A 25,578-nucleotide genomic window follows, 5' to 3' on the forward strand; every position below is an offset into this window, starting at 1 on the left:
TAATGATTGAGCATAATCAGTTAGTAAAAATGTGTAGTGCGTTTATAGAGCCTAAAAGCATTGTTTCAAGCGAGCGATTGCTGAATGGCTTTAGCAACGATAATTTTTTAATACGTACCGAGCAACAAGGGTATTTGTTAAAGTGTTATAAAAGCCGTTGGCCAAGTGACGGCCTTGAAGCGCAGCGCTTTTTAAGTGACTTGGATATATGCCCTGCGCCTATTTGGCTCGATAAAAAGAATAGTCGTGCGGTATTTGATTATATTGAGGGTGAAACCGCACAGTCAGATATAACGCTCAGCTTAGTTAATAAATTAGCCCAAGTACACAGTTACAGCGCAACGACTACACCAATGGATATAGCCAAAGAGCTGCACTTTTATCAAAATACGGATGTATATACGTTATACAAATCACAAATAGAGCGGGCACTAAAAGCAGTTACAGCGATGCCATTTAATGCGGGCTTTTGTCATAACGATTTAGTAAGAGACAACATTGTTGTAAATGCTTCGGGTATGTATTTAATTGATTTTGAGTACGCACAAACTAACGATGTGTATTTTGATTTAGCCGCGTTGTGCGTGAGCTTTAATCTGGATGGGCAAAGTGAAGGTGAGTTATTAGATAATTATAGTAAGTACAGTAGAGCCGGTGTAAGCTTTTTTAAATCAGTAAATAAGCTTGATTTTTTTAAGCTGTTTTTTTTAATATTGTGTATAGGATGGTATGAGCAGCGCGACATAACTAATCACTTAATTGAATTACGCGCGCAACTAAATAAACTCACTTTATCTATGAGTTTTTAAAGACCACCAAAACGTGCAGCTAGTTCTTTATATTTTTTTACTTCATCAGCATCAAATTGCGGTTCGCCATTTTCATCCTGCGATTTCGCAATTAGTAAACTTTCACGAGTAAGGCGTTTAACACGCTCTACTTTTACACCTAAAAACTCAGCAACTTGCTCAGTAGACATCAAACTCATAATCACTTCCTCTTTTAAATCAAATCACATAGTCACTATAATAGTTAAAATGTTGCTAAACAGTTACTTTTTTTTATCTAATATTGATAAAAAGCGTGTTTTTAACTAATTGTGAAGTGTTTTATTCTAAATTGCTTAATTAATAGGCATCTAAACGCATGGTGCTGGCAATTAACGACGGATATCTTTATCATTATAGACGCCAAAGCATTGATATCGCGAGTTAGTGCTGCGGCAACAAATGTGCTCTCGTGGTGAAATGGATATCACGTGGCCCTCCGGAGGCTGAGTTGTAGGTTCGATCCCTACCGAGAGCGCCATTTGCTTTATATGTTTATGCCCTAAATTATTTCAGTACTTTTGCATAATCAAACTCTTTTCAATATCTAAAATTGGTTAACGATACTAGATAACATTGATTGAACTTCATTTTTATAAAAATAGTGTTCTTATTAATTACATTTAAACTTGAATGAAAATAAACTTTTCGTATCTCAGTTCAAAACCCTTTAGTGTTCCCCATTAAATTAAATGAGATATTATTTAATAATATAAATTACTACTTTTTAGTGAATTATAACTACTAAAGTACGAATGAATGGACTTTAAGTATTAAACAATGCTATTTAAGGTACATATTCATTAATTGTAGAAATAGCCGCTTTTATGCTAATAACTTTACCTATCCCTGAGCTAATACCTGGCATGTATGTCGACAGTGTTACTAAGCAACATGAAGGGATTAATAGTATAAAAATTAAGACTAGCGGGTTAGTCAGAGATAAATCTATAATTAAGCGTTTAATTGCAGAAGGGGTTCTTGAACTTCTTATTGATTTCGCTAAGAGTGAAGTCGCAATCCCCGCCAAATATAAGCCACAAAATAAACCTAAAACATCGAGCAGCCAACAAAAACCAGTTAAGGCCAAATCTGCAATAACGGTACAGCAAGAATTTGCTAAAGCGAGTGTAAGCTACGATCAACATAACCGTAAAATACAATCTTTATATAGCGATTTAATAGCCGGTTTAACTCTTAACGTAAAAGTACTTGATGAAATAGCAAATGAAATCGTTGCTTCAGTATTTCGTAATGCAAATGCGATGACAATCCTTACTCGAATTAAAGATAAGCACAGCTATAATTGGCGTCATATGATCAACTGCGCCATTTTTACGAGTGTATTTGCTAAATACCTAGGTTACAAAGAAGCGCTTGTGCAGGAGCTTGCTATGGGCGCACTACTGCATGATTTAGGGCAATCTAAACTACCGCAAGGCATACTATCAAAACCAGGCAAAGTTACTAATAACGAAATGGCTAGTATTAAAAAACATGTTGCTTTAGGGCTGGGTCTGGTCAAAGGTGAAAAGAGTATTTCGCCACTTATGTTAGATATGATAGTCAATCACCATGAACGATTAGATGGTTCAGGTTATCCCCGGGGCATTGCTGCAGAAAAAATAAGCCGTCCCGCACGGATAATGGCAATTGTAGATGTATATGATGCGATGACAGCAGACAGGCCTCATCAAGATGGCGAAGAACCTATTAATGCACTGCGTTACTTATTGGCTAACAAGCAAATGTTTGATGCTGAATTAGTGCAGCGTTTTATAAAGTGCTTGGGCGTGCATCCCGTAGGGACTATTGTGAAGCTAACTAATGAACGCCTAGCGTTAGTATTGGAGGGGAATAACTTGAATCCGATAAAGCCAAAAATTAAGTTATTTTTTAATGCTAAACATGGGCATCATGTAACTGCTAAAGATATTGATTTAAGTGACAGTAACCAAGAGCTTAAAATTTTAGCGAGTGTTAAACCACTAGACTATAAAATTAATTTGTCTCGTTTGCTAAAAGAGCATCTGCTTGCGTAGTGTTTGTGCACTTTCGTTGATTGCTTTTCTTAGCTGAAATAAATGCCCCTAAAAAACAACTTCCCATCAGTGTTAGCCACAATAAAGTGCCTAGCTCTACATGCAGTGCTAAACAACAAAATGCGAGCGAAATTAGTGCGTTTAGCATAGCACCAAGCCAATAGTGATTTACTGGATTGTCGCATTGTCCTGCTTGCGTACATGCGCAGTAATTTGCTTTATAAAAACAAAATACACTCGCCCCACAAAAAATAAGCCCAGCTACAATAAGTGAAATGATCACAGTTTTATTTCCTTTGTGATTTTGTAGTGAGTGTAAATTGCTAACCACTTCAAGTCAATCTAAATGATAACCAATTACATTTAGAGTATATGCTCTAATAGCACAGATCTAGTCCGATGAGTTTTAATTAGTTGTTAAAATGTCGTTAAAAATCATGTTTTTCATAGTATTTTGACGTATTCATAGAGTCTTTTATAAAAAAATCAGGTAGTGTAGCCGGGTTTGAAATCCTAATAACAACACACATAGCTATCCAAACAGTTAGTTTGGTTAAGGACACAACAATGAAATTTACTAAAACTCTTATTGCAGCTTCGCTTGCATTTGTTTCTGCAGACAGTTTTGCAGCTGCATTTCAACTAGCAGAACAAAATGCATCAGGTTTAGGCCGTGCATATGCTGGTGAAGCTTCTATTGCAGACGACGCATCTGTTGTTGCACGTAACCCAGCACTAATGACTTTATTTAAAGACAAGCAACTAAGTGTTGCTGCTATTGGCGTTATTCCTGATGTAAGTCTTGAAGGTGAAAGTACTAATAACGGTATTGACCCAAGCGCATTAGATGATGACAGCATTGCTCCTAGCGCCGTTGTTCCTGCAATTTACTTTACTATGCCTTATAACGACAAAGTATCAGTTGGTTTTGGTGCTTTTTCTAACTTTGGTTTATCTACTGAGTTTAAAAATGACTACGTAGCAGGGCAAATTGCAGGTGAAACAGAAATATTTACTGTTAATCTTAATGCAAGCGTTGCTTATAGAGTATCTGAGCAATTTAGCTTTGGTGTAGGCCTAAATGCTATTTATGCTGATGCAACAGTTATTCGTAAAGTTGGTGCAAATGCAAGTGGCTTTGACTTTGGTACTGATGCAGTAAATCTTCAAGGTGATGATACTGGTTTTGGTTTAAACGTAGGTTTAATGTATCAATTAGATGAAAACAGCCGTTTTGGTTTTAACTACAGAACAGAAACTGATATCACGTTTGATGGTGATTTTTCTAATGGGCTACCTGCAGCCGCTGGCGGCACACAAGGCACAGTGCTTCCTGGTTCTGTAGAAATCACTTTACCAGCTATTGCTGAGTTTTCTGGTTCGCATCAGTTAGACGAAAAATTAGGGCTGCACTACAGTGTATTATGGACTGGGTGGAGTAGCTTTGAGTCTTTAGAAGCGCAAGTAACAGCACCAACGGGTAACAAGTTTACCGCGTTTGAAAAGAACGAGAGTTTTAGCGATTCATTCCGCTACTCAGTCGGTGCAGATTACCAGTTAAACGAAGATTTATTACTACGTGCCGGTGTTGCATTTGATGAGTCTCCTGTATCACAAACACATCTATCAATTTCGATTCCTGATACAGACCGTTTCTGGTTCTCGTTTGGTGGTAACTACACTATCGATCAAAACTCTAATGTTGATCTTGGTGTAAGTATTATCCGTGGTAAAACACAAACGTTTACAGAAGCTGATGACTCAGGCAGCCAGTGGGGCTTCGAATCTAAAGGCCACGCAGTACTAATTGGTGCTCAGTATAACTACAAATTTTAATGTAGGAGTGTCTTGTGGTTAATCACAGGGCACAAAAAAGCCGCTCACTTTATTAAAGTGAGCGGCTTTTTTAATGCCTATTAAATAGTGTTAATAGGCATAATAACTAAAATTATAAGCTTTCTATTTTAGTTTTTTGCTCAAGTAGCTTAGTTTTAGCATCGCTAAACTCAGCCAATTTTGCATTTTCTTTAGCAAGTACCGCTTCAGGTGCGTTATTAACAAACTTTTCGTTAGCGAGTTTGTTTTGCACTTGTGCTAGGCCCTTTTCGGCTTTTTCGAGTTGCTTATTAATACGCGAAAGCTCGGCTTCTACATCAATTAAGCCCGCCATTGGGATCATGATCTCAAGGTTGCCAACATAAGACGTTGCACATGCTGGTGCGTCGTTTTTGTTTTCAAGCATTGTAAACTCTTCAATTTTTGCAAGTGATGCTAAAAATGATTTGTTTTCTTCAATGCGGCGCACGTCGTCGCTTGATGCATTAGCAAGTAATACGCTAAGTGGTTTACTTGGACTAATATCCATTTCACCACGAATATTACGAATCGCTAAAATGAATTGTTTAACCCATTCTAAATCGTCCATTGCTTTAGCATCAACGCTTGCTTCATTATATACAGGGAACGGCTGAAGCATAATGCTGGTGTTCTCTGTTTTAAGGCCTGCAAGAGGTGCAACACGCTGCCAAATAGTTTCAGTGATGTATGGCATCATTGGGTGCATTAAACGCAGTAAGCTTTCAAGTACGGTAATAAGTGTATTACGTGTACCACGTTGCTGCGCTTCATTACCTTTAAATAATACCGGCTTAGTGAGCTCTAAGTACCAATCACAAAATTGGTTCCAAGTGAATTCGTAAAGCGTGTTAGCAGCTAAGTCAAAGCGGTAGTTATCTAAATGCTCTGTATAGGTTTTAACAGTAGCTTCATACTGACCTAAAATCCAACGATCAGCTAATGAAAGCTCCGTTTGAGCACCGTTTGCAAAACCACAGTCTTGCTCTTCTGTGTTCATTAATACGTAACGGCTCGCGTTCCATAATTTGTTACAGAAGTTACGGTAACCTTCAAGGCGGTTCATATCCCAGTTAATATCACGACCAGTAGATGCCATTGCAGCAAGTGTAAAGCGAAGGGCGTCGGTGCCGTGTGCTTCAATACCGCCTGCAAATACTTTACGCGTATCTTTTTCGATTTTAGCGGCAAGTTTTGGCTGCATCATGTTACCAGTACGTTTTTGTACTAGGTTTTCAAGTTCAATGCCGTCAATCATGTCTAATGGGTCAAGTACGTTACCTTTTGACTTAGACATTTTATCGCCATTGTCGTCACGTATTAAGCCAGTTACATACACGGTTTTAAACGGAACTTGTGGTTTGCCATTTTCGTCTTTTACAAAGTGCAGCGTCATCATAATCATGCGCGCAACCCAGAAGAAAATAATATCAAAACCAGTTACCAACACGTCAGACGGGTGGAAGGTTTTTAAATCATCGGTATTTTCTGGCCAACCTTGTGTAGAGAACGTCCAAAGCGCTGATGAGAACCACGTATCAAGTACGTCTTCGTCTTGGCTTAGCGTTACGCTGTCTGCAATGTTGTTTTCACGGCGTACTTCTGCTTCGTCGCGACCAACAAATACATTGCCTTCACTGTCGTACCAAGCTGGAATACGGTGACCCCACCAAAGCTGGCGTGAAATACACCAATCTTGTACGTCGTTCATCCACGAGAAGTACATGTTTTCGTATTGCTTAGGTACAAATTGAATGTCGCCGTTTTTAACTGCGTCTTTTGCAGGTTCAGCAAGGGGGGCAACACGTACATACCATTGGTCGGTAAGTAGTGGCTCAATTACCACACCAGAGCGATCGCCGTAAGGAACCGTTAAACCATGGTCTTCAATTTTTTCAAGTAGGCCTAGCTCTTCAAATTCTGCCACAATCGCTTTACGCGCAGCAAAACGATCAAGGCCGTGCAGGCGCTCAGGAATTGGCGCATCAAACTCAAGCTCTTTACCGTCAAAGGTGTATGTTTCACCTTGGGTAAGAATAGCGGCGTCTTTATCGAAAATGTTGATCATCGGCATTTGATGACGCTTGCCCACTTCGTTATCGTTAAAGTCGTGCGCTGGGGTTATTTTTACACAGCCCGTGCCTTTATCTTTATCGGCATGTTCGTCAGCAACAATTTTAATACGACGATTAACTATTGGTAATAAAATCTCTTTACCGATTAAATCTGTATAGCGTTCGTCATCTGGATTTACTGCAACACCCGAGTCGCCAAGCATGGTTTCAGGGCGAGTTGTAGCAACTACTATGTAGTCTTTTCCGTCTTGTGTTGTTACGCCATCAGCCAGTGGGTAACGTAAGTTCCACATGTGGCCTTGCTTGTCTTTGTTTTCAACTTCAAGATCAGAAATAGCAGTGTGTAATTTAGGATCCCAGTTTACTAGGCGTTTGCCACGGTAAATTAGGTTTTCTTTATGAAGGCGTACAAACACTTCTTTAACGGCTTCAGATAAACCATCGTCCATTGTAAAGCGTTCACGATCCCAATCAACCGATGCGCCAAGGCGACGAAGCTGCTTAGTAATAGTGCCGCCCGATTCTTTTTTCCATTCCCAGATTTTATTAATAAAATCTTCACGGCCTAAATCGTGGCGTGTTTTGCCTTCTTCTGCATGCAATTTACGCTCAACCAACATTTGCGTTGCAATACCTGCGTGGTCAGTACCTACTTGCCATAATGTGTTGTTACCTTGCATACGTTTAAAACGCGTTAAGGTATCCATTATTGTATCTTGGAAGGCGTGGCCCATGTGTAAGCTACCTGTGACATTTGGCGGCGGGATCATAATTGAATATGGTACGCCTTTGCCAGACGGCTTAAAGTAGCCTTTTTGTTCCCAGTCTTGATATAGAGACTGTTCAATATCTTGCGGATTGTAGGTTTTATCCATTACACAGAACCTTAAATAAGTACTTAAATTAGTTGGTTAGCTATTTAACTAAACGTGTTTTTAGTTATTAATATCTTGCGTGGTGAGATTGGCACCGAGTTGGCGCAGCTTTTTAAAGCGCTCGCGAGCAGCTTGCTTAGCAACGGGTTCTACGGGTACAAAATCAAAAACTTGGTTAAATCGACGAATAAAATCCGGTAAGTTATTAGCCAAATTAATTAAAACTTTACGATTACCAACAGGAGGCGTAATACCAATTTCTACAGGTGCGCCGCCTTTAGGGCCTTCACCTTGTAGGTTATGAGGTACAAAACTGTCGGGATCGAATGCCCAAATTATTTCATCAATGGCACAGGCGGTCTCGTTGTTATCGACACATATAAATACGCGTTGACCGTTTCGATACTGATCGGCTGCAATTTGAGCTGCCAAAGCAAAATGATCGTCTGGCTTTGCTAACGATTCATCTTGTTGCTTTAGAACGAAAAATTGGGCGTTCATGTTCATTGTATCGGGGTTTCCCATAACATTAAATGTGCACTAAGTTGATACACATAAATTAAGAGGCAGATTTTGCCATATAACGCGTTTTGCTTCAATTAATACACAAATAAATAAGGCGCCAAACGGCGCCTTATAAACAGATATTAATTTAAACTAAACGTTTAATCTTGAGCGGCTTCACTTACACCAGCTCTATTTAGTAAATACTGAGTAAGCATAGGAACAGGGCGACCCGTTGCGCCTTTTTTAGCGCCACTGCGCCAAGCTGTACCGGCAACATCTAAATGTGCCCAATTATACTTTTTAGTAAATTTAGATAAGAAACATGCTGCAGTAATAGTACCCGCAGAGCGCCCGCCTAAGTTCGTAAAGTCAGCAAAAGGGCTATCTAGCTGATCTTGATAGTCGTCCCACAGTGGCAACTGCCATGCACGGTCACCACTTTGCTCAGACGCTTTTAATAAATCGTGTGCAAGTGGGTTATGGTTTGATAGTAAACCAGTCGCATGCGCGCCAAGGGCTACAATACAAGCGCCAGTAAGTGTTGCTACGTCAATAACCGTATCTGGATTAAAGCGTTCAACGTACGTTAGCGCGTCACACAATACTAAACGGCCTTCAGCATCGGTGTTTAACACTTCAACTGTTTGCCCCGACATGGTTGTTAAAATATCACCCGGGCGATAAGCATTTGGACCAGGCATGTTTTCACAGCCCGCTAAAACACCAATAACGTTAATTGGCAATTGCATTTGTGCAAGCGCACGCATTGCGCCAATAACACCTGCAGCGCCGCCCATGTCATATTTCATTTCATCCATGCCTTCGCCTGGTTTTAATGAAATACCGCCTGAGTCAAACGTTAAACCTTTACCAACAAGTACAATAGGGGCTTGGTCGTCAGCGGCACCTTTGTAGTTAATAATCGACATAATTGATTCGTTATCACTACCTCGGCCAACAGCGAGGTAAGAGTTCATGCCTAGCTCTGCCATTTGCTCTTCGCCAATAATATCAACAGTGATGTTGTCAAAATTAGTTGCCAACTCTTGTGCTTGCTCACCTAAGTAAGCAGGGTTACAAATATTTGGTGGCATATTGGCTACGTCTTTACACAACTTGCTACCTGCAGCAATGGCTAAACCATGCTCAATGGCACTTTCGCCAATAGTTAGTTCACGGCGTGTTGGCACGTTGAATACCATTTTACGTAATGGACGACGAGGGTCTACTTTTTTGCTTTTTAATTGGTTAAACGTATATAAACAATCTTGCGTAGTTTCTACCGCTTGGCGCACTTTCCAGTAGGTGTCGCGACCTTTAACGTGTTGTTCTGTTAAAAAGCATACCGCTTCCATTGAACCAGTATCGTTTAAGGTATTTATTGTTTTAGAAATAATTTGTTTGTATTGTTTATCGTCAAGTTCGCGTTCTTTACCACAGCCTACAAGCAATATGCGCTCGCTTAATACATTAGGTACATGATGCAATAATAAAACTTGACCTGGTTTACCTTCTAAATCACCACGGCGAAGTAAGTTTGAGATATAACCGTCACTGATTTTATCGAGTTGTTCACCAATGGGGGATAACCTACGTGGCTCGTAAACGCCAACTACAATACATGCGCTACGTTGTTTTTCTGGGCTACCACTTTTTACGCTAAATTCCATTGTCACTCCTGGTTTTGAGTCGATTAGGCTATTAAATAGGGGCTAAAAAAAGATTTCTAGTCTAATAACTCTAATATTAGCTGATTTTGCTAGACTCTTACTGTGTAATTGAACTTTATATGCTTAAGGGCTACTAATGCAACATTATATCGTGCTCTTAGGTAGGATAATTAAATTTGATGGCTTATAATAATGGCTAATTTGCCAGTACAAGCTGCGTAAAATAGCTATTTAACTATTAAATTATCACTATCTTAGTGAAATTCCATGTTTAACAGGGGCGAGCATTGCTAATTTTCCGTTATTTGACCTCAGAGGTTTTAAAATCGCAGGTCGCCGTATTTTTAACTTTAATGACCATTTTTTTGTCACAAAAGTTAGTTGTTATTTTAGGCGATGCCTCCGAGGGTAGTATCCCTGCCAAACTAGTTCTGTCGATGATTGCACTTAAATTACCGCAATTAGCCTCTTTAATACTTCCGCTGAGTATATTTTTAGGCATTATTTTAGCTTACAGCCGTATTTATGCTGATAGCGAAATGACCGTGCTTAAAGCCTGTGGCGTAAGCGAATGGTACGTTGTGCGCGTTACGCTTATATCAAGTGCAGGGTTGGCATTTTTAGCCGCAGCGCTCACCATGTACATAGCACCATGGGCAAGTGAGCAAGAATACCAATTAAAAGAACAAGCTAAAGCCGATGCCGGTTTATCCGCGCTAAGAGCGGGGCGATTTCAAGAAACCGGTAACGAAAAAGCCGTGGTATTTATTCATAATATTGAAAAAGGCGGCAAAGAGCTTAATAAGGTATTTGTAGCGCAACTACCTAACAGCGAAAAAGATAACCTTGCACGCCTAGTTTACGCAGAACAAGGCGTAGTAGTAGAAGCCGTTAATGGTGAACAGCAGTTAGTGCTTACTGATGGTAAACGTTATGAAACTGACGGTTTAACACCTGCACTTAATTTAACTGAATTTGACGGCTACAGCGTACAAATCCGCGATCAAGAAATAGAGCATCAACGCCGTAAGCTAGAAGCGGTGCCAACTAATCAGTTGCTGGCAATAAATACCCCTGAATCTATAGCACAATGGCAGTGGCGTCTCGCTATTCCACTTTCTATTCCACTGCTTACTTTGCTCGCTGTGCCATTAAGTGTTGTAAACCCGCGTCAAGGTAAGTTTGCTAAATTAGTGCCCGCTATTAGCTTGTATTTGGGTTACTTTATTTTACTTAATGCAGCTAAATTTGCAGTTGAGGATGGTAAAATACCACCATCAATAGGGTTGTGGTGGATCCACATAAGTGCCCTATTTATAGGTGGGCTATTAATAATTAAAGGGCGTCCATTGGGCGCTTGGCTCAAAGCTGTTGTAACTAAGCGAGAACTAGGCTCATGATGAAAACGCTTGATTGGTATTTAGGCCGCAGTATTTTACAAACAACAGGCTTTGCCTTATTGGTATTAGTGGGTATTAGTACCCTCATAAAATTTATTGAACAGTTAAAATCGGTAGGGCGTGGTAGTTACGACTTAATTACCGCAATGCTTTACACTTTATATACTATACCGGGTGATCTTGTTGTATTTTTCCCTATGGCTGCGCTAATTGGCGGATTAACGGGTTTAGGGGCACTCGCCTCGAACAGTGAGCTGGTGGTAATGCAAGCCGCTGGTATGTCGCGTTTACAAATAATCGGCTCGGTAATGAAAACGGCCGTATTTATGGCTTTTTGTATGATGGCACTTGGCGAGTGGGGTGCACCAGAGGCACAGCTGCACGCTAAAGAAATGCGTAATCAGGCAATACATGGCGGTGATGTATTTAATGCGCAAAAAGGCGTATGGGCTAAAGATGGTAATAACTTTATTAACATAGAAGATGTTGATCAAAATGGAATGCTGCATGGTGTGTATATGTATCATTTTGACAAATCATTAGATTTGACTCAAATCACTAAAGCAAAAAATGCTTTGAGTCGTAATGACGGTTGGCTACTTCGTGATATAAATAAGGTAATTATCACCGACGAAAAAATTACCACAGAACAGGTGCCTGAAGAATTTTATGCCTCACAACTCACCGCTGAAAAGCTGGGTGTTGTATCAGTCAAGCCAGAGTCGTTATCGTTTACTGGTTTATGGTCGTATTTAGGGTATTTAGAACAAAATGAGCAAGACACTAGTACCTACGAGCTTGCCCTTTGGCGTAAGTTTATGCAGCCTGTATCTGTTGCGGTAATGCTGCTGGTGGCGCTCTCGTTTATATTTGGCCCACTACGTACCGTTACTATGGGGGCGCGTATTATTATGGGTGTTGTAACCGGTATCGTGTTTCATTTAACTAACGAAATATTTGGCCCAGTGGTTATGGTTTATCAAATACCAGCTATTGTAGGTGCTGTATTACCAAGCATAATATTTATAAGTTTTGCGACATACTTGATGAATAAACGAGTTTAATGCTTTTAAAATAGTGTAGGTAATAAACTTATAAACATAAAAAAGCGTGACAGTAGCCACGCTTTTTTACTTTAAAATAAGTGATATAGGTTCAATCTAGCTCACGATAAATACGCTTGTTTTCTTCTTTTGTCAGTGCAATTACTTCAGTTTTAGAAATATAATCTTGTAATGCATTTTTGTTTTTAAAATCAACTAACACCACTAAATTGCCTAACCCAAGTAGTGAGCTTACACAGCGGATAATCGCTTGAGGCCAGCTAATAAGGTTCCCGTCGAGTGTTTGTACTTTTAAACGCCATGCGCGCATACCAATGGTTTGGCCACTTTTAGTCCAAAAGTAAGCAAAAAAGAAAATGTTTATACCTACAAATAACGTACTTCTAATACCGTATAGCAGTGGGGAATCCTGTATATAAGCTGCAGGATCTTCTGCTTGAGCAATAAAACCCAAGGCACTTAGTCCTTGAATTACTGCAAAATAAAGTATGGCTGTAAGCATAGATAAAGAAATTACGACTAAGGCATCGTAAATTAAAGACGCAAAACGACGCCAAAAACTCGCCCGTGGAAACTTACCAGACATAAAGACACTCTCACTATTAATATGCTCGCTAGTTTAGCAAAAAAGCTTACAAATACTAAGTGCTATAGTTTAGCGATACTATTTAACCTAACAATCTCTTTTGTAAATGTTAATAGATGGCTAAATGTTAAGCGGTTGAACATGCTAATGTCATAAAACGCTTGCTGCTGCATGTATTGTTTGTATAATGCTTGGCATAGAGACGAAGGCATATAAACAAACCTTAGCTCTAAAGTGGTTTTTCTTTATCTTCTCGTGTTTAGAAGGTTAAAGAAAAATGACGCCAGCGTGATGAAATTGGTAGACATGGGGGATTCAAAATCCCCTTCCGAAAGGAGTGCCGGTTCGAGTCCGGCCGCTGGTACCACTTTTTATAGCCCCTGCTAGATTTAGCAGGGGTTTTTTTATGCCTGAATTTTGAGTGATTAGCTTAAAGTATTACTAATAATATAGCGCAGATATAATATCAATTCGTGATAATTCTTAATTAATTTTAGGGATTAAACCTGATACCAACTGCATTTGAAATTTCTGCCTTACGACTCCATGTATGCAGAAAGTAGAGCAATGTAAGATCAATTGCCGAGAACAATTAAATAACGGAGTTTTTGCCTTGTTATCGGCAAGGTTTTTTACCTAAAAATAGGCCCCATACAATAAGCAGAACGGTATAGTTTAAGTACTCTGTTTTAACTTTTGATTGCTTTACTTACGTGCTGTTTATTTTTGTTGTAATGAGGGGGTTTTGCAAGACTGTAACAGCGGCACTTAAATGTATTAAGTGCCGTTAAAAATATTTTCTTTATATTAGTCGATTAAACTTACTTGGCCTTGGTAAGTATTATCACCAACCGAAAAGCTACCTTTACCATTCCATTGATTATCTACTGCGAAGCTTGCCGTGAATGGCGACTGATAGCTACCAATTGCAGGTGGTGGGAAGGATACAATGGCTTGGCCTGTGACTGCACCAACTTTGGTTACGTCATTGTAACCTGTTGCATGCATATGCCCTGATGCGCTAGAAGTAAATTGCGGCGAATGCTGAGTTCCCTCTAAAATGGCCCCATTTGCTCTACCATTTAATGCTCCTGTTTTTGGATCTACTGATAATTGTAATTCCATAGAACCACCACCAACAACGCCAGATTTAAACTGTAGTTTAACCAGATATAAGCTTTCGTTAGACATTTTAATCTTCCTTTTTAAGTGTGTATAAACAATATTTAGTGGTTATTCACTAACTAACCTAAAACCCGGGTAAAGATTTACTAACATATTGAACTGTATTGATATTTTTTTATAGTTAGGTTTTTTCAGTGAAAATAAGGTGAATTCACCGCTAATAGCGGATCTGATTCAAATGAATTCAACTCAGTTAGCGCTGAAAATAGTTGCTTGAGATTGATTTATTATCCAGAACTCAGGTTAACTAAGGAAAGTGTAGAACGATTGCAGCTAAATATGTATTACAGAGCATTACAGGCAAAGGTGTCCCTAATTAGATGTTTGGATCTCGAAAATCATGTGATTAAAGCCAGAGTAGTTGAATATAAAATATAGTAGGTATGAGTTTAGTCGTGTGTGGTCTCGTTATTATTGTATTTATTGCTGTGCGAAAGCACACTTTAGCATCAAGCGTATTGTAATTTTTTATTGTCGTTTTTTTCGATGTTTCGCTTAATTCAGGTATTATTTGTACATCAAGTTTTTTAAGACATCATCATGACTCAATTAAGTGCCAAACAGAACATTCAAGCGATTGTTAAAGCAATCAAGGCAGAAGAAGTGTTACTTCGTCAAAAACACCCATTACTTGCACATCAAAATACCTTAGGGTTAATTATTTTATTGCTGTCGCTTAGCGCATTAATTGGTGTTGGTGTTTTATATTATTTAGCCCTAATACCCGCTTGGGTATGTATAGTATTTGCGGCTATTGCTGCGTCTATTTCCCATGAGTTAGAGCACGACCTTATACATAAACAATACTTTAGTAATCAGCCTTTCATGCATAATTTTATGATGTTAGTAGTATGGTTAATGCGGCCAAATACTATTAGCCCATGGTACCGACGTAAAATGCATTTACACCATCACAAAACTTCCGGCACACAACAAGACCTAGAAGAACGCTTGGTGGGAAACGGTATTAAAAATCCATTTTTACGTGCGCTAGTTATTGTAGATGGGTTATTAGGGTTAGTTATTTCTACCAAACGTTTTAGAAAAGAAATTAATGGCTTTAGTTTTTCGAGTGTTTTTAATGCTGGGTTTCCGGTAACAACTGCGTATTTTGCTATTTTATACAGCGTTATTTTATTTCATATTGTTGATTTATTTATACCACTTTCGCTAAATTCACCTAGCTGGGTACTAGGTATAATGAACGTGTTTGAATTTTTAATGGTTGTGCTCATTGTGCCTAATATTATTCGTTCAAGCTCGCTTAACTTTGTTACCTCAAGCATGCATTACTATGGCGGCGTTAATAACATGCTAGAGCAAACACACGTGCTAACGAGTCGTTTATTTATGCCGTTTCACTTGTTTTGTTTTAACTTTGGTAAAACGCATACCATTCATCATTTTGTGCCAAATCAGCCATTTTATTTACGTCAAATGTTAAGTGAAAAAGTACTTAAAGTAATGGCACAACACAACGTGCGCTTTAACGATTTTGACAGCATTAAAAATGCGAATGCTTATAAATAATTACCTCCAACATTAGGAGGTCTTACATTGCTATTCTTATTTTATAATCTGAATAGCAATTATGTACCAAGGCTATTACTCTCTAGCTTCTTCTATCCACCACCGCGCTTATTAAAACTCACTTTACGTGCGTTGGTTGACTATTCAATGCCATTTTTAAATCAACAAAAGCAAAAGTGGTAGGCTTAATTAGCGCTAAAACTTCAAACTAAAAATAGATAAAACCAGTGAAAAGTGAAGTGGCCCTTCATAGTTGGTCATCTAGCTTAAATGGGATTGATTATTGTAGAGCCTTCAGTAATAGTGGTTATAGAGCAAACTAATTATGTTCTCAATAATACATAAGGGCTCGTGCTCATCAATATTATAAAACCAATAAATATAATAAGGACAAACAGGATGAAAAAATCACTAATTTCAATAGCGCTGGGCTTTGCTGCCCTTAGTGCGTTTAATGCCAATGCAAACATTGATCAGCAAGTGAAAAAGATAGAGCAACAGGTTATTGATTGGCGACGTGATTTTCATCAAAACCCTGAGCTTGGAAATCGCGAAACCCGCACAGCAGGTATCGTCGCTAAGCACTTAAAGTCGCTGGGTATGGAAGTACAAACAGGGATTGCTTATACAGGTGTTGTGGGGCTATTAAAAGGTGCAAAGCCAGGCCCGACAGTAATGCTACGTGCAGATATGGACGCGCTGCCCGTTACTGAAAAAGCCGATGTTGATTTTAAATCAACTAAAACCACTAATTACCGTGGTGTTGATGTAGGCATAATGCATGCTTGTGGGCACGACACGCATGTGGCTATGCTAATGGGCGCTGCACAAGTGCTTGCAAACATGAAAGATGAGCTACACGGTAATATTATGTTTGTATTTCAGCCTGCAGAAGAAGGCGCACCTGAGGGAGAAGAGGGTGGCGCTGAGCTTATGCTTAAAGAAGGCATATTTAAACAATACAAACCAGAGGCTGCTTTTGGGTTACACATAACATCTAGTTTGCACAGCGGTAAAATTGGCTATAGAAGTGGCCCTGCAATGGCCAGTGCAGATCGATTTGAAATAACTGTACATGGCAAGCAGGCACACGGCTCTGCACCGTGGACTGGGGTTGACCCTATTGCTGCTGCCGCGCAAATAGTAACAGGCGTAAATCATATTGTTAGTCGCCAAATTAATATTACCAAAGAGCCTGCTATTGTCTCGTTTGGTAAGATTGCGGGTGGGGTACGTAATAATATTATTCCTGAAGAAGTCGAAATGGTAGGCACAATTCGTAACTTTGATATGGATAACCGAGCACAAATATTTGAAAAAATAAAAACCACAGCCACGCACATTGCTAAATCGTCAGGTGCTACTGCAGAGGTACACATTCACGAAGGTTATCCGGTAACGATTAATAACCCAAAGTTAACTGCGCAAATGTTACCTAGCCTTAAAAAAGCAGCAGGTAATGAAAACGTAGTTGAAATGGGAAAAATAACTGGCGCAGAAGACTTTTCGTTTTACGCATTAGAAGTGCCGAGTGTATTTGTATTTTTAGGCGGCACACCAAGTGAGCAAGATTTAAATACAGTGGCTAGTAATCACTCACCTTATTTTTATGCCGACGAATCATCGTTTAAAGTAGGCACTAAGGCGCTTAGCCGGTTAGCTGTTGATTATTTAAACGCACATAAAAGATAGCTTAAACACACCACGTTACGCTATTAGCTTAACGTGGTATTGCTAAAACATCGGATCATGTTTGTAGCACTTGCTCAACTTTGAAAAAATCACTCTCAAAAATTAAAAACCTAACCGAATATACAAATGAACCGGCGAGCAATTTTTTATATTTTAAAAATAATGAATCGATACTGTCGGTCTTATATCTCGATTCAATCTTCATAAGCATTAAGGATTTAAATAATGGAAATTACTGGAAGCTGTTACTGTGGTGAAATTAAATACCAGGCAAAGTCTCAAAATAACAACGCACTTGTTTGCCATTGTAGCGATTGCCAACGTATGTCGAGCGGCCCATTTAGAGCAGTTATAATTGCAGAGCCAAATTCGGTCGTGTTTACCCAAGGTGAGCCAAAAGAGTTTGTTAAAACAGCGCAAAGTGGTAACAAACGTGCGCAAGGTTTTTGTGGCACATGTGGTACAACACTTTATGCAACTAACGAAGCTAAAGCTGACCGTGTATATGGTTTGCGTATTGGTGCGGTTGATCAGCGAGATCAATTTACGCCAACAGCACAAATTTGGGCTAAATCAACATTGAGCTGGTTGAGCGGCTTACACGAAGTACCTGCATTTGATACAACCCCACAAAACTAGTAATACTGATAAAAAATCACTTTTTAGTAAGCGGTTTGAAATTTATTTAACCAAATGACTGTCTACTTATAAGTCAGTCATTTGGAGAATAATATGTGTAGTTCACCTAAAAGCAGCCGAGCAGTAAATAAAACTGCAATAAACTTTAATGATGAGCTTACGCAAGAGCAGCGCTTGCGTTTTGCTGCAAAAGCTAATTTAGCACAAGAGCGCCGTGAACAGCGCGAAGCAACTAATAAACGTTATGAGCAAAAACACACGAGCAACAAACCTTCGTCTGGTTTATTTTCGTGGTTACAGCAGCTAGTTAGCTGATTTAGCTAAAGTGGTGTTTTTACCACTGCCTAAACCACATAAAGCACACAGTCCTCCGGCAATAGCGCACAGCCATAATGGTGCACTCCAACTTCCCGTAGTCGTGTGTAATGCACCAGCTAGCATAGGACCAATAGCCGCGAGCAAATAACCTACGCTTTGCGACATTCCCGAAAGCGACGCTGCTTGTTGCGAATCGTCAGTTCGTAAACTAATAAACGACAGCCCCAATATAAAACACGCTCCAGAGCAAAAACCTAGCATTAGGGTCCAAACAAAAGCAAAGCTAGGCATGTAAAGCAGCCCCAATGCACTGAGTGCACTCAACATGGCTAAAATAAAGCTAAGCGCGCTTTGATCTTTTAATTTTGCCAATAGGGGGATTAATATTAAACCCGGTAATGCAGTCGCTATTTGAAAAGCACCATGATAAGCACCTGCTTGGGTAGCTGAGTGACCGGTTTCGGTTAATATGCTTGGTAACCACGTAATAATTATATAATTTAAAAACGAGTTTAAGCCCAGCAGTAGGGTAATTTGCCATGCTAGTAAATAACGCCATACACTTTTTGATGTGTCAGTGTGTTGAGCAATACTGACAGGTTTTGTGTGCTTACTTAATTGCGACATCCATACAATAATACTCGCCAAAGTAATAAGAGCTGATGAGCCCAGCGCAAGTTGCCATCCTAATCCGTTTAACTGACTAAGCGGAAATACCAAAGTGGAAAACCCGCCCGATACAACGCCCATAGTAAGCACGTAAGCTGAGGTCATTAACGCGACCTTTGCAGGGAAGTCGCGCTTAATTAAACTTGGTAATAATACGTTTGCTATAGCAATACCTACACCAATAATAGCGGTGCCTACAAAAAGCATGGCTGAGGTATTTATTACTCGCGCCGCAACCCCTGCAAGTATAAATAACAAAGCTACAAACAAGGTGCGCTCTAGCCCTTGCTTTTTAGCAAGAGTTGCAGCCATTGGCGATACAACCGCAAAGGCAATGAGTGGCAGTGTTGTTAAAAAACCAGCTAGCGATGCGCTAAGCCCAAAGTGATTAATAATTTGTTCAAGCACAGGTGCAATACCTGTAAATGTGGCGCGTAAATTAGCGGCAATAAGTAATATGCCAAGCACAAGTAATATGCCAGCAAAGCGTGATTTAGGTGTGTTATTTAACAAAAGGGAAGACCATTAAAGCTAATACTTAATGGGCGCTAGTATAAAGGCTTAGCAAAAACTATAATTTAGAGATAATGACATTAAATAACTAAAAACAGACAAAACTATGTTTGATGCAATTGGCTGGGACGATATTAAAAATTTTGAAACTATGGCGCAGCCTATAATAGCCAAAATAGAGCACGCCCATGCCAGTCACGAAATACCACTACATACCCATCCTAAAGGGCAATTAATTTTAGCGCTACATGGTTATGTAACGTGTGAAGTGTCGGCAAAAATGTGGATGGTGCCTACGCACAGTGCAATTTGGATCCCAGCACAAAAGGTGCATAGTAATAGGGCGTCTGATAACGCGCAGCTTTGTCATTTATTTATTGATAGTAGTAAAAACGGTATGCCGTTAAATACCTGCACGTTAGCCATTACGCCGCTGGTTAAAGAGCTAATGTGTGAGTTGGCTGGGCATAATCAGCACTATACTTTAAATAGTAAAACAGCACGTGTAGCGCAGGTGTTATTTGATCAACTTATTGAAATGCCCGTACAACCACTTGATTTTGTATTATCTAAAAATGAGGTAATTCAAACTATGAGCGATCAGCTTATAAATATGCCAAACAACCGAAAAACACTACCACAATGGGCTAAGCAGTTTGCATTAACTGAGCGCACATTAGCGCGGTTAATTAAAAAAGAAACAGGCATGACATTTGGAAAATGGCGTACGCAATTGCATATAATTACAGCCTTAAAAGCGCTTTCTGATAAGCAAAGTGTGCAGCAGGTGTCGGAGTTATTAGGGTATGAGTCGGTGAGTGCATTTATTACTATGTTTAAAAAGGTAATGAAAAAGTCGCCCATGAAATACATGAGCGACTTAAATCAGCTTAGCCCTTAAGTAAGCACTACCACGTGTAAGTCGCCGAAAGCATGGCGTTACGTGGTTTGCCAGGGAAGTATCTGTCGCCGGTAAAACTGGTGTAATCGGCGCGCTCCGCATAAGCCTCATCAGTTAAGTTAATGATACGAGCAAGTAGCTCAAGATTACTAGTAACTTGCCACTGTGCGCGTAGGCTTAAAACATCATGCCCTTGGTATTTATTTAAGTTTTCTGGGTCGGTGTAGTAGTTACCAACGCGGTGCCACTGCAAAGCAAATTGCGCGTTGTTTAATGCCTGCCATGTTAAATCGAGATTAGCAATATTACGCGGCGCGGTATCTATGTCGTTGCCGTTTATATTTAAACCGTTAAGTATTTGGTTGTTAGTATAAGTATGCTTTGCGTGTGTGCCTGCAAAGTTAAGTGCAAGCGACTTAGTGAGCTGGTAGTCAAGTTCAAGCTCAATACCACGATGGCGAGAGCTGCCATTATTTACCGTAAAAAAGTCACTATCGCGGTAAATCGTATTGTGTTTACTCATAGCGTAAACCGACACGCCATAACGTAGTTTTTCGTAAATCCCTTTAATACCCAGCTCTGCGTTATTCGCTATTTCGGCGCTTAAATTTGCAGTAGTTTGCTCGCGTTGTAATTGGTATAGCTCAGCCGCTTGTGGCGCTCTGTAACCGCGAGAGAAGTTTGCATAAAGCGTGTTATTTATATTGTACTGATAACTAACCCCAAGCTTTGGCGATAGATTACTAAAACTATTTTTAGCACTCGCTGGGCGGCTGTATCGGCAGCCACCAAAGCCGCATTCTGTACCATCGTCTTTTGTTCTACCTGCTAGCATATTATTGGTGTAGTCGTACTGCATATTCTCGTAGCGCACACCTGCGGTAAGTAACCACTTACTTAATTGCCAATCAATAGATGCAAAAGGGGCATAAAGCGTGGCGTTTACATCGTAATCGTAATGCTTACCTTGGGGTACTGTAGCAACTAAAAATGCAGAACCTTGAGTGGGCTCGTTTTGGCTTTGAGTAAAGTCGGCTTGCGTGTATTCGCCATCAAGCCCTAGGTTTATTTTTATATTACTTTGTAAATTATGTTGATAAAGTGATTGCACACCAAAACCAGTTTGACTGTTTTTTTCAAGCGGTGTGCCGGGTAAAAAGTGCTTAAAAAAGTCCATGCTTTGGTCGCGAAAATATAACGTAGTAGAGAGCACATCATCGTTATTTAATTGCCATGTTGCATTGCTCCATGCTCTAAATGCACGTGCTCTTCTAAATGCGTCAGGGTCAAAGTTTTTTTGCGCGAGGTCTTCGTTTTTATAGCTTTCAAAGCCTGTAATAAATCCAGCCGTTTGCTGATCAAGATTTGTGTAAGTAAGGCCTGAGGTAAGTAATAAATTATTATTTGAATAGCGATGGCGAATATTTACTTTTTGTTGCTCTACGCTTTCGTCGTCGCGGTAACCGCTATCATCGGTAACACTTGCGTTAATGCCGATACCGCTGTTGCCGTAATCTTGTCCTGCACGTAATTTGTAGCGGGTATAGCCGTACGAGCCATAGTCTAAACCAACTAAACCACCGCCTTGTGTGGTGTCGGGCGTTATTACATTAATAACACCATGCACAGCGTTTGAGCCATAAAGCGCAGAGCCAGGGCCTTTTAGCACTTCAATACGTTGCGCCATTTCACTGTGCGCTTCAAATAACTCGTTTATGTTACAAAACCCAGCGGCTCTCAGTGGTATACCATCTTCTAAGGTTAATATGCCACCACATGCGCCTGCGCCCGAAAGTACGGGGGAGCGAAGTGCGGGTAAATATTCTTGGCCATTTCCGCGTTGAATATTAGCCCCTGCTACACGTTGCAGGGCTTCTTCAATATGGGTAGGCGCTATGCTATTTAGCTGCGCTTCGCTGAGTGTACTTATTGATAAAGGGAGTGGGGTAGATAGCGCTTCAATACGTGATGCCGTAGTTGTTATGGTTTCTATTGCATCGTTGTTTTGATTATTGGCAAACGCAGTGTGGCTAAAGGGTAATATCAGGGGCAAAAAATAAGGTTTCATACATTCCTTGAAAGTAATCTATATTGCATTGCCTCTATAATATGCGGTTTTAATATGCATTTAAACTTGTTGCGTTAAAGCGTACGTAACCTATAAACCCGATACGTAATTGATAAAACAAAACAAGCCACAGCAGGAAACACCAAAGCCAGCACTAAGTAATGCTTAAATAAAACGTAGCCGGTTATACCGCCTAGTAAAAAGCCTGCAATAATGAGTAAAAACATAACGCCTTTACGGGTATCAAATTGCTCACCTTTAAGCGCTTTACCTAGCATTAAACCAAGGTCAGTAAAAATACCGGTTAAGTGTGTGGTACGAACTACTGCGCCACTGTAATTAGTTGCTAGCGCATTTTGTAACCCACACGCAGCAGACGTTAAAACAATGCCGTAAACGAATGTGTTTTTGAGTAAATAAGCACTCGCAAGTAGTAGCAATCCTTCAATAAAAAGCAAAGTGTCGTAATGACGACCAAGTTTTAATGAGCCACCAGAGAGCAAAAAGCCCGACAGTGCCGAACCCAACATAAAGCTAACAATTATTGAAAGTAACAATAAGGCAGTACTGGGATTAGTTATTGCTTTAATACCAAGTAAAGTAACAGAGCCAGATACATGCGAAATAGCCTGGTGCTCAAATCCTAATAAGCCTACAGCGTTTACTATGCCCGCTATAAATGCGAGTGTAAACGCGCCATATTCAACCCACTTTGGTAGTTTTGTAAACATTGCTTAGATCTTATAATTTCTATGTAGATAGGTTTATATCATACACCTAAAGATATTTTTTTTAGGAACATAAAATAAAGATAAACGCATTTAGTCATCGTTTTTGTTAAGTCGCTTTGCTTGAAAAGCTTTAATTTGCTGATCGACTTTATGTGTATCAATGACTCCAAATTTAAATGCGATATACACAGGAAGTTGAAATTCATTTAATTCAATAGAGGTGATGTTTTTGAAAGGTTGTGTGTACCAAAGGCCAGCTTGGTAATTTGTAATAGCGTACTGCACTCGCCCTTTTTTAAGGAGCTTAAACGTGTCTTCGCTAGAAAGTGAACGCATTATATTATTTGAATCTATTGCGTACTTTTTGGCAATTTCTACTGGTAAATCAACGCCTCTGAGCATTGATATTGCAGCTTGAGATAAATTATTATTAATAACGTTTTGATCGTTAATCGTAAACAAGCCAAATTTAGTTATATGCAGCGGCACCGTTGTAAAGTCTAAGTATTTAGCACGCTCTGGATTATTGCCTAATGAAAAATAACAGTCAAAGTTATCTTTTTTCATTTCTTTTTGAACACGTGCCCAAGGTAAATGCACTAGTTCAATATTTAATTCTAGGTTGTGCTCAATAAACCTTAAATATTCAATATCTAAACCAGTAAATGTTTCGGTGTTAGTGTCATATATTGTAAAAGGGGGGTAGTGAGTAGTAACACAGCGTATGATTTTATTTTGCGATGCAAATAACGGTGTTGAATATAAAATTATAAAAAAGAAAATTACACGCATTAAGCCAAAACCCAGTTTTTTTTATTAGTGTAGAAGATTATGTTTGATTATCCAGTCTGGTGCGTTTAACTGTACTGATCTAAGTAAATATAAAAAGCGTATTAACACAATTTGAGCAAATCTAAATGTTTAACACAGAGCAACAATCACGAATTATAGAAATGGCGTGGGAAGACAGAACCCCTTACGAGGCAATAGAGCAGTCATACGGATTAAAATACCCGCAATTGGTGGTTTTTATGCGAGACAACGTTTCAAAAGGCAGTTTTAAAGTTTGGCGTAAACGCCATGCTGGTCGCAAAACAAAACACTTAAAATTACGTGACCCTGCTATTATGCGTAGTCACTGTAAAACACAATATAAACAGCGATGAGTTAGCTTAAATTTTAATGGCTGGCAATTTCATTCGTTGTTCATACCCGTTTGTTAAACTCGTAAATTAATCCCAGTTATTAAATTCACTAAGTTAACTTATAAGGATATTAAAATGCTCATTGCGCTGGCTATCATCATCGGCTTTTTTTTACTGGTTACCTTGTTACCTATGTCTTACAGCCAACACTATTTGGTGCGTAGTTGCGACTTTGTGCGCTTACAAGTGTTTTATATTGCCAGTTTAGTCACTGTTACTTCGTTATTTTTATTATGGCAAAGTAGCGCAATAGGCTATGTATTTATAGCCTTAACCTCATTACTTATAATGATTTTACAAGGTAAATGGATTTACCCGTATACGTGGCTTGCTAAAAAAGAAGTGCAAAGCGCACCTAAGCACATCGACCATAGCATACGAATTATGTCGGCAAATGTACTTATGTCGAACCATAAAAGTGAGCAGTTAATTAGCCTTGTTGATGAGCATCAACCCGACCTACTCATTACGCTTGAGAGCGATAGCTGGTGGGAAAATAAATTATCAGTCATTAAAAAAAATTACCCATATTACATAGAATGCTCTAAAGACAATCGTTACGGCATGCACTTATACAGCAAGTTTAAAATACTCGATGCACAAATATGTGAGCTAATAGAAAAAGATATTCCCTCAATTCATATTTTGTTTGAAAACGATGAAGGCCTGCAAATGCAAGGGCACTTTATTCACCCCGCACCACCAAGCCCGACAGAGGAAGACTCATCGCGTCCGCGCGATTCGGAGCTAATAATGGTCGCTAAAGCGCTTAAAAACCCAACACGACCTACCATAGTTGCCGGTGATTTAAATGATGTAGCTTGGTCGCGCAGCACCCGTTTGTTTATGCAAATAAGTGGCTTTTTAGACCCTCGAAAAGGCCGAGGTTTTTATAATACTTTTCATGCAAGTTACTTTTTTATGCGCTGGCCACTCGATCACTTATTTCACAGCCCAGGTTTTAAAGTAAAGCGTATTAAGCGCCTAGCTAAATATGGGTCTGATCACTTTGCGCTACTCACTGAGCTTATCTACGAAAACGCTAATCAGCAATCATTAGAAACTAAATCCGATGAACTTAAGCAAGAAGAAATTCAAGAGCTTGCCATGAGTAAAGCAGATAAGCGAAAAGTGCCAAGATTTGAGGAAGAGTAACGGCTATCAACTTGTAAAAGCATAAGGTCTAAATAATCGCTTATTAAGAATGATTATTATTTTAATTCAGTG

At 39.4% G+C, this 25,578-nt stretch carries 23 protein-coding genes and 2 tRNA genes; 14 read left to right on the forward strand and 11 right to left on the reverse strand.

Translation table 11 applies throughout. The features are described 5' to 3' along the window. The first annotated feature begins 2 nt into the window (after positions 1-2). A complete protein-coding gene (locus D172_RS03965) occupies positions 3-809 on the forward strand; it encodes a choline kinase family protein (protein ID WP_007378483.1) in 807 nt (268 codons plus the stop codon). Here the strand turns inward: D172_RS03965 and D172_RS03970 are convergent. Beyond that, a complete protein-coding gene (locus D172_RS03970; protein ID WP_007378484.1) occupies positions 806-988 on the reverse strand; it encodes a hypothetical protein in 183 nt (60 codons plus the stop codon). The genes D172_RS03965 and D172_RS03970 overlap by 4 nt on opposite strands. A gap of 245 nt (positions 989-1,233) precedes the next feature. On the opposite strand from D172_RS03970, the gene D172_RS03975 reads away from it, so the two are divergent. Continuing rightward, positions 1,234-1,308: transfer RNA gene (locus tag D172_RS03975), tRNA-Arg, on the forward strand. Between the two features lie 346 nt (positions 1,309-1,654). Continuing rightward, positions 1,655-2,869 (forward strand): HD-GYP domain-containing protein, encoded by a 1,215-nt coding sequence (locus D172_RS03980; protein WP_007378485.1) that lies wholly within the window; start codon positions 1,655-1,657, stop codon positions 2,867-2,869. Here D172_RS03980 and D172_RS03985 read toward each other — a convergent pair. After that, entirely contained in the window at positions 2,829-3,152 is a 324-nt protein-coding gene (locus D172_RS03985; RefSeq protein WP_007378486.1) for a hypothetical protein, read from the reverse strand. The genes D172_RS03980 and D172_RS03985 overlap by 41 nt on opposite strands. Positions 3,153-3,436: 284 nt before the next feature. Here D172_RS03985 and D172_RS03990 point away from each other — a divergent pair, with 284 nt between their 5' ends. Next, a complete protein-coding gene (locus D172_RS03990; RefSeq protein ID WP_007378487.1) occupies positions 3,437-4,705 on the forward strand; it encodes an outer membrane protein transport protein in 1,269 nt (422 codons plus the stop codon). 112 nt (positions 4,706-4,817) lie between these two features. Here the strand turns inward: D172_RS03990 and D172_RS03995 are convergent, their stop codons facing one another. From D172_RS03995 to pepA, 3 genes are all read right to left on the reverse strand, one after another. Beyond that, positions 4,818-7,673 (reverse strand): valine--tRNA ligase, encoded by a 2,856-nt coding sequence (locus tag D172_RS03995; protein WP_007377065.1) that lies wholly within the window; start codon positions 7,671-7,673, stop codon positions 4,818-4,820. A gap of 60 nt (positions 7,674-7,733) precedes the next feature. After that, the gene (locus D172_RS04000; protein WP_007377064.1) at positions 7,734-8,180 is read right to left on the reverse strand and encodes a DNA polymerase III subunit chi; all 447 of its coding nucleotides are present in this window, start codon (positions 8,178-8,180) and stop codon (positions 7,734-7,736) included. A gap of 158 nt (positions 8,181-8,338) precedes the next feature. Continuing rightward, positions 8,339-9,850, reverse strand: coding sequence for a leucyl aminopeptidase (gene pepA / locus D172_RS04005; protein WP_007377063.1), 1,512 nt, complete (start codon positions 9,848-9,850; stop codon positions 8,339-8,341). 287 nt (positions 9,851-10,137) lie between these two features. Between pepA and lptF the strand changes: the two genes are divergently transcribed. Further along, positions 10,138-11,250, forward strand: coding sequence for an LPS export ABC transporter permease LptF (gene lptF / locus D172_RS04010; RefSeq protein WP_007377062.1), 1,113 nt, complete (start codon positions 10,138-10,140; stop codon positions 11,248-11,250). Further along, positions 11,247-12,314, forward strand: a complete 1,068-nt coding sequence (gene lptG, locus D172_RS04015; RefSeq protein WP_033015376.1) for an LPS export ABC transporter permease LptG — start codon at positions 11,247-11,249, stop codon at positions 12,312-12,314. Before lptF ends, lptG begins: the two co-directional genes overlap by 4 nt. A gap of 91 nt (positions 12,315-12,405) precedes the next feature. On the opposite strand, the gene D172_RS04020 is transcribed toward lptG, so the two are convergent. Beyond that, a complete protein-coding gene (locus D172_RS04020) occupies positions 12,406-12,900 on the reverse strand; it encodes an RDD family protein (RefSeq protein WP_007377060.1) in 495 nt (164 codons plus the stop codon). Positions 12,901-13,182: 282 nt separating this feature from the next. Here D172_RS04020 and D172_RS04025 point away from each other — a divergent pair. Further along, positions 13,183-13,267: transfer RNA gene (locus D172_RS04025), tRNA-Leu, on the forward strand. 440 nt (positions 13,268-13,707) lie between these two features. Here D172_RS04025 and D172_RS04030 read toward each other — a convergent pair. Further along, positions 13,708-14,091, reverse strand: coding sequence for a DUF1842 domain-containing protein (locus D172_RS04030; protein WP_007377058.1), 384 nt, complete (start codon positions 14,089-14,091; stop codon positions 13,708-13,710). Between the two features lie 534 nt (positions 14,092-14,625). On the opposite strand from D172_RS04030, the gene D172_RS04035 reads away from it, so the two are divergent. The 4 genes from D172_RS04035 to D172_RS04050 all read left to right on the forward strand — a co-directional run bounded on the left by D172_RS04035 (position 14,626) and on the right by D172_RS04050 (position 18,261). Beyond that, positions 14,626-15,615 carry a fatty acid desaturase gene (locus D172_RS04035; RefSeq protein WP_007377057.1) on the forward strand — a complete coding sequence of 330 codons (990 nt, stop codon included), beginning with the start codon at positions 14,626-14,628 and terminating at the stop codon, positions 15,613-15,615. A 399-nt stretch (positions 15,616-16,014) separates the two neighbouring features. Next, on the forward strand, positions 16,015-17,307 hold the full coding sequence (locus D172_RS04040) for an amidohydrolase (protein ID WP_007377056.1): 1,293 nt from the start codon (positions 16,015-16,017) through the stop codon (positions 17,305-17,307). A gap of 225 nt (positions 17,308-17,532) precedes the next feature. Then, positions 17,533-17,946, forward strand: a complete 414-nt coding sequence (locus D172_RS04045; RefSeq protein WP_007377055.1) for a GFA family protein — start codon at positions 17,533-17,535, stop codon at positions 17,944-17,946. Between the two features lie 93 nt (positions 17,947-18,039). Continuing rightward, positions 18,040-18,261: a hypothetical protein gene (locus D172_RS04050; protein WP_007377054.1), complete on the forward strand. Its 222-nt coding sequence runs from the start codon at positions 18,040-18,042 to the stop codon at positions 18,259-18,261. On the opposite strand, the gene D172_RS04055 is transcribed toward D172_RS04050, so the two are convergent. Beyond that, positions 18,250-19,446 (reverse strand): MFS transporter, encoded by a 1,197-nt coding sequence (locus D172_RS04055; protein WP_007377053.1) that lies wholly within the window; start codon positions 19,444-19,446, stop codon positions 18,250-18,252. The genes D172_RS04050 and D172_RS04055 overlap by 12 nt on opposite strands. 106 nt (positions 19,447-19,552) lie before the next feature. Between D172_RS04055 and D172_RS04060 the strand changes: the two genes are divergently transcribed. Further along, a complete protein-coding gene (locus D172_RS04060; RefSeq protein ID WP_007377052.1) occupies positions 19,553-20,347 on the forward strand; it encodes an AraC family transcriptional regulator in 795 nt (264 codons plus the stop codon). A gap of 7 nt (positions 20,348-20,354) precedes the next feature. On the opposite strand, the gene D172_RS04065 is transcribed toward D172_RS04060, so the two are convergent. The 3 genes from D172_RS04065 to D172_RS04075 form a co-directional block, all read right to left on the reverse strand. Next, entirely contained in the window at positions 20,355-22,415 is a 2,061-nt protein-coding gene (locus tag D172_RS04065; RefSeq protein WP_007377051.1) for a TonB-dependent receptor, read from the reverse strand. 74 nt (positions 22,416-22,489) lie between these two features. Beyond that, a complete protein-coding gene (locus tag D172_RS04070) occupies positions 22,490-23,146 on the reverse strand; it encodes a YoaK family protein (protein ID WP_007377050.1) in 657 nt (218 codons plus the stop codon). 90 nt (positions 23,147-23,236) lie between these two features. Beyond that, positions 23,237-23,938 (reverse strand): substrate-binding periplasmic protein, encoded by a 702-nt coding sequence (locus D172_RS04075; RefSeq protein WP_007377049.1) that lies wholly within the window; start codon positions 23,936-23,938, stop codon positions 23,237-23,239. Between the two features lie 125 nt (positions 23,939-24,063). Here D172_RS04075 and D172_RS04080 point away from each other — a divergent pair, with 125 nt between their 5' ends. Then, positions 24,064-24,312, forward strand: a complete 249-nt coding sequence (locus D172_RS04080; RefSeq protein WP_007377048.1) for a TIGR03643 family protein — start codon at positions 24,064-24,066, stop codon at positions 24,310-24,312. 114 nt (positions 24,313-24,426) lie between these two features. After that, positions 24,427-25,506, forward strand: coding sequence for an endonuclease/exonuclease/phosphatase family protein (locus tag D172_RS04085; RefSeq protein ID WP_007377047.1), 1,080 nt, complete (start codon positions 24,427-24,429; stop codon positions 25,504-25,506). The last annotated feature ends 72 nt before the right edge of the window (positions 25,507-25,578 follow it).

This window comes from Pseudoalteromonas sp. Bsw20308, assembly GCF_000310105.2.
Taxonomy (GTDB): domain Bacteria; phylum Pseudomonadota; class Gammaproteobacteria; order Enterobacterales; family Alteromonadaceae; genus Pseudoalteromonas; species Pseudoalteromonas fuliginea.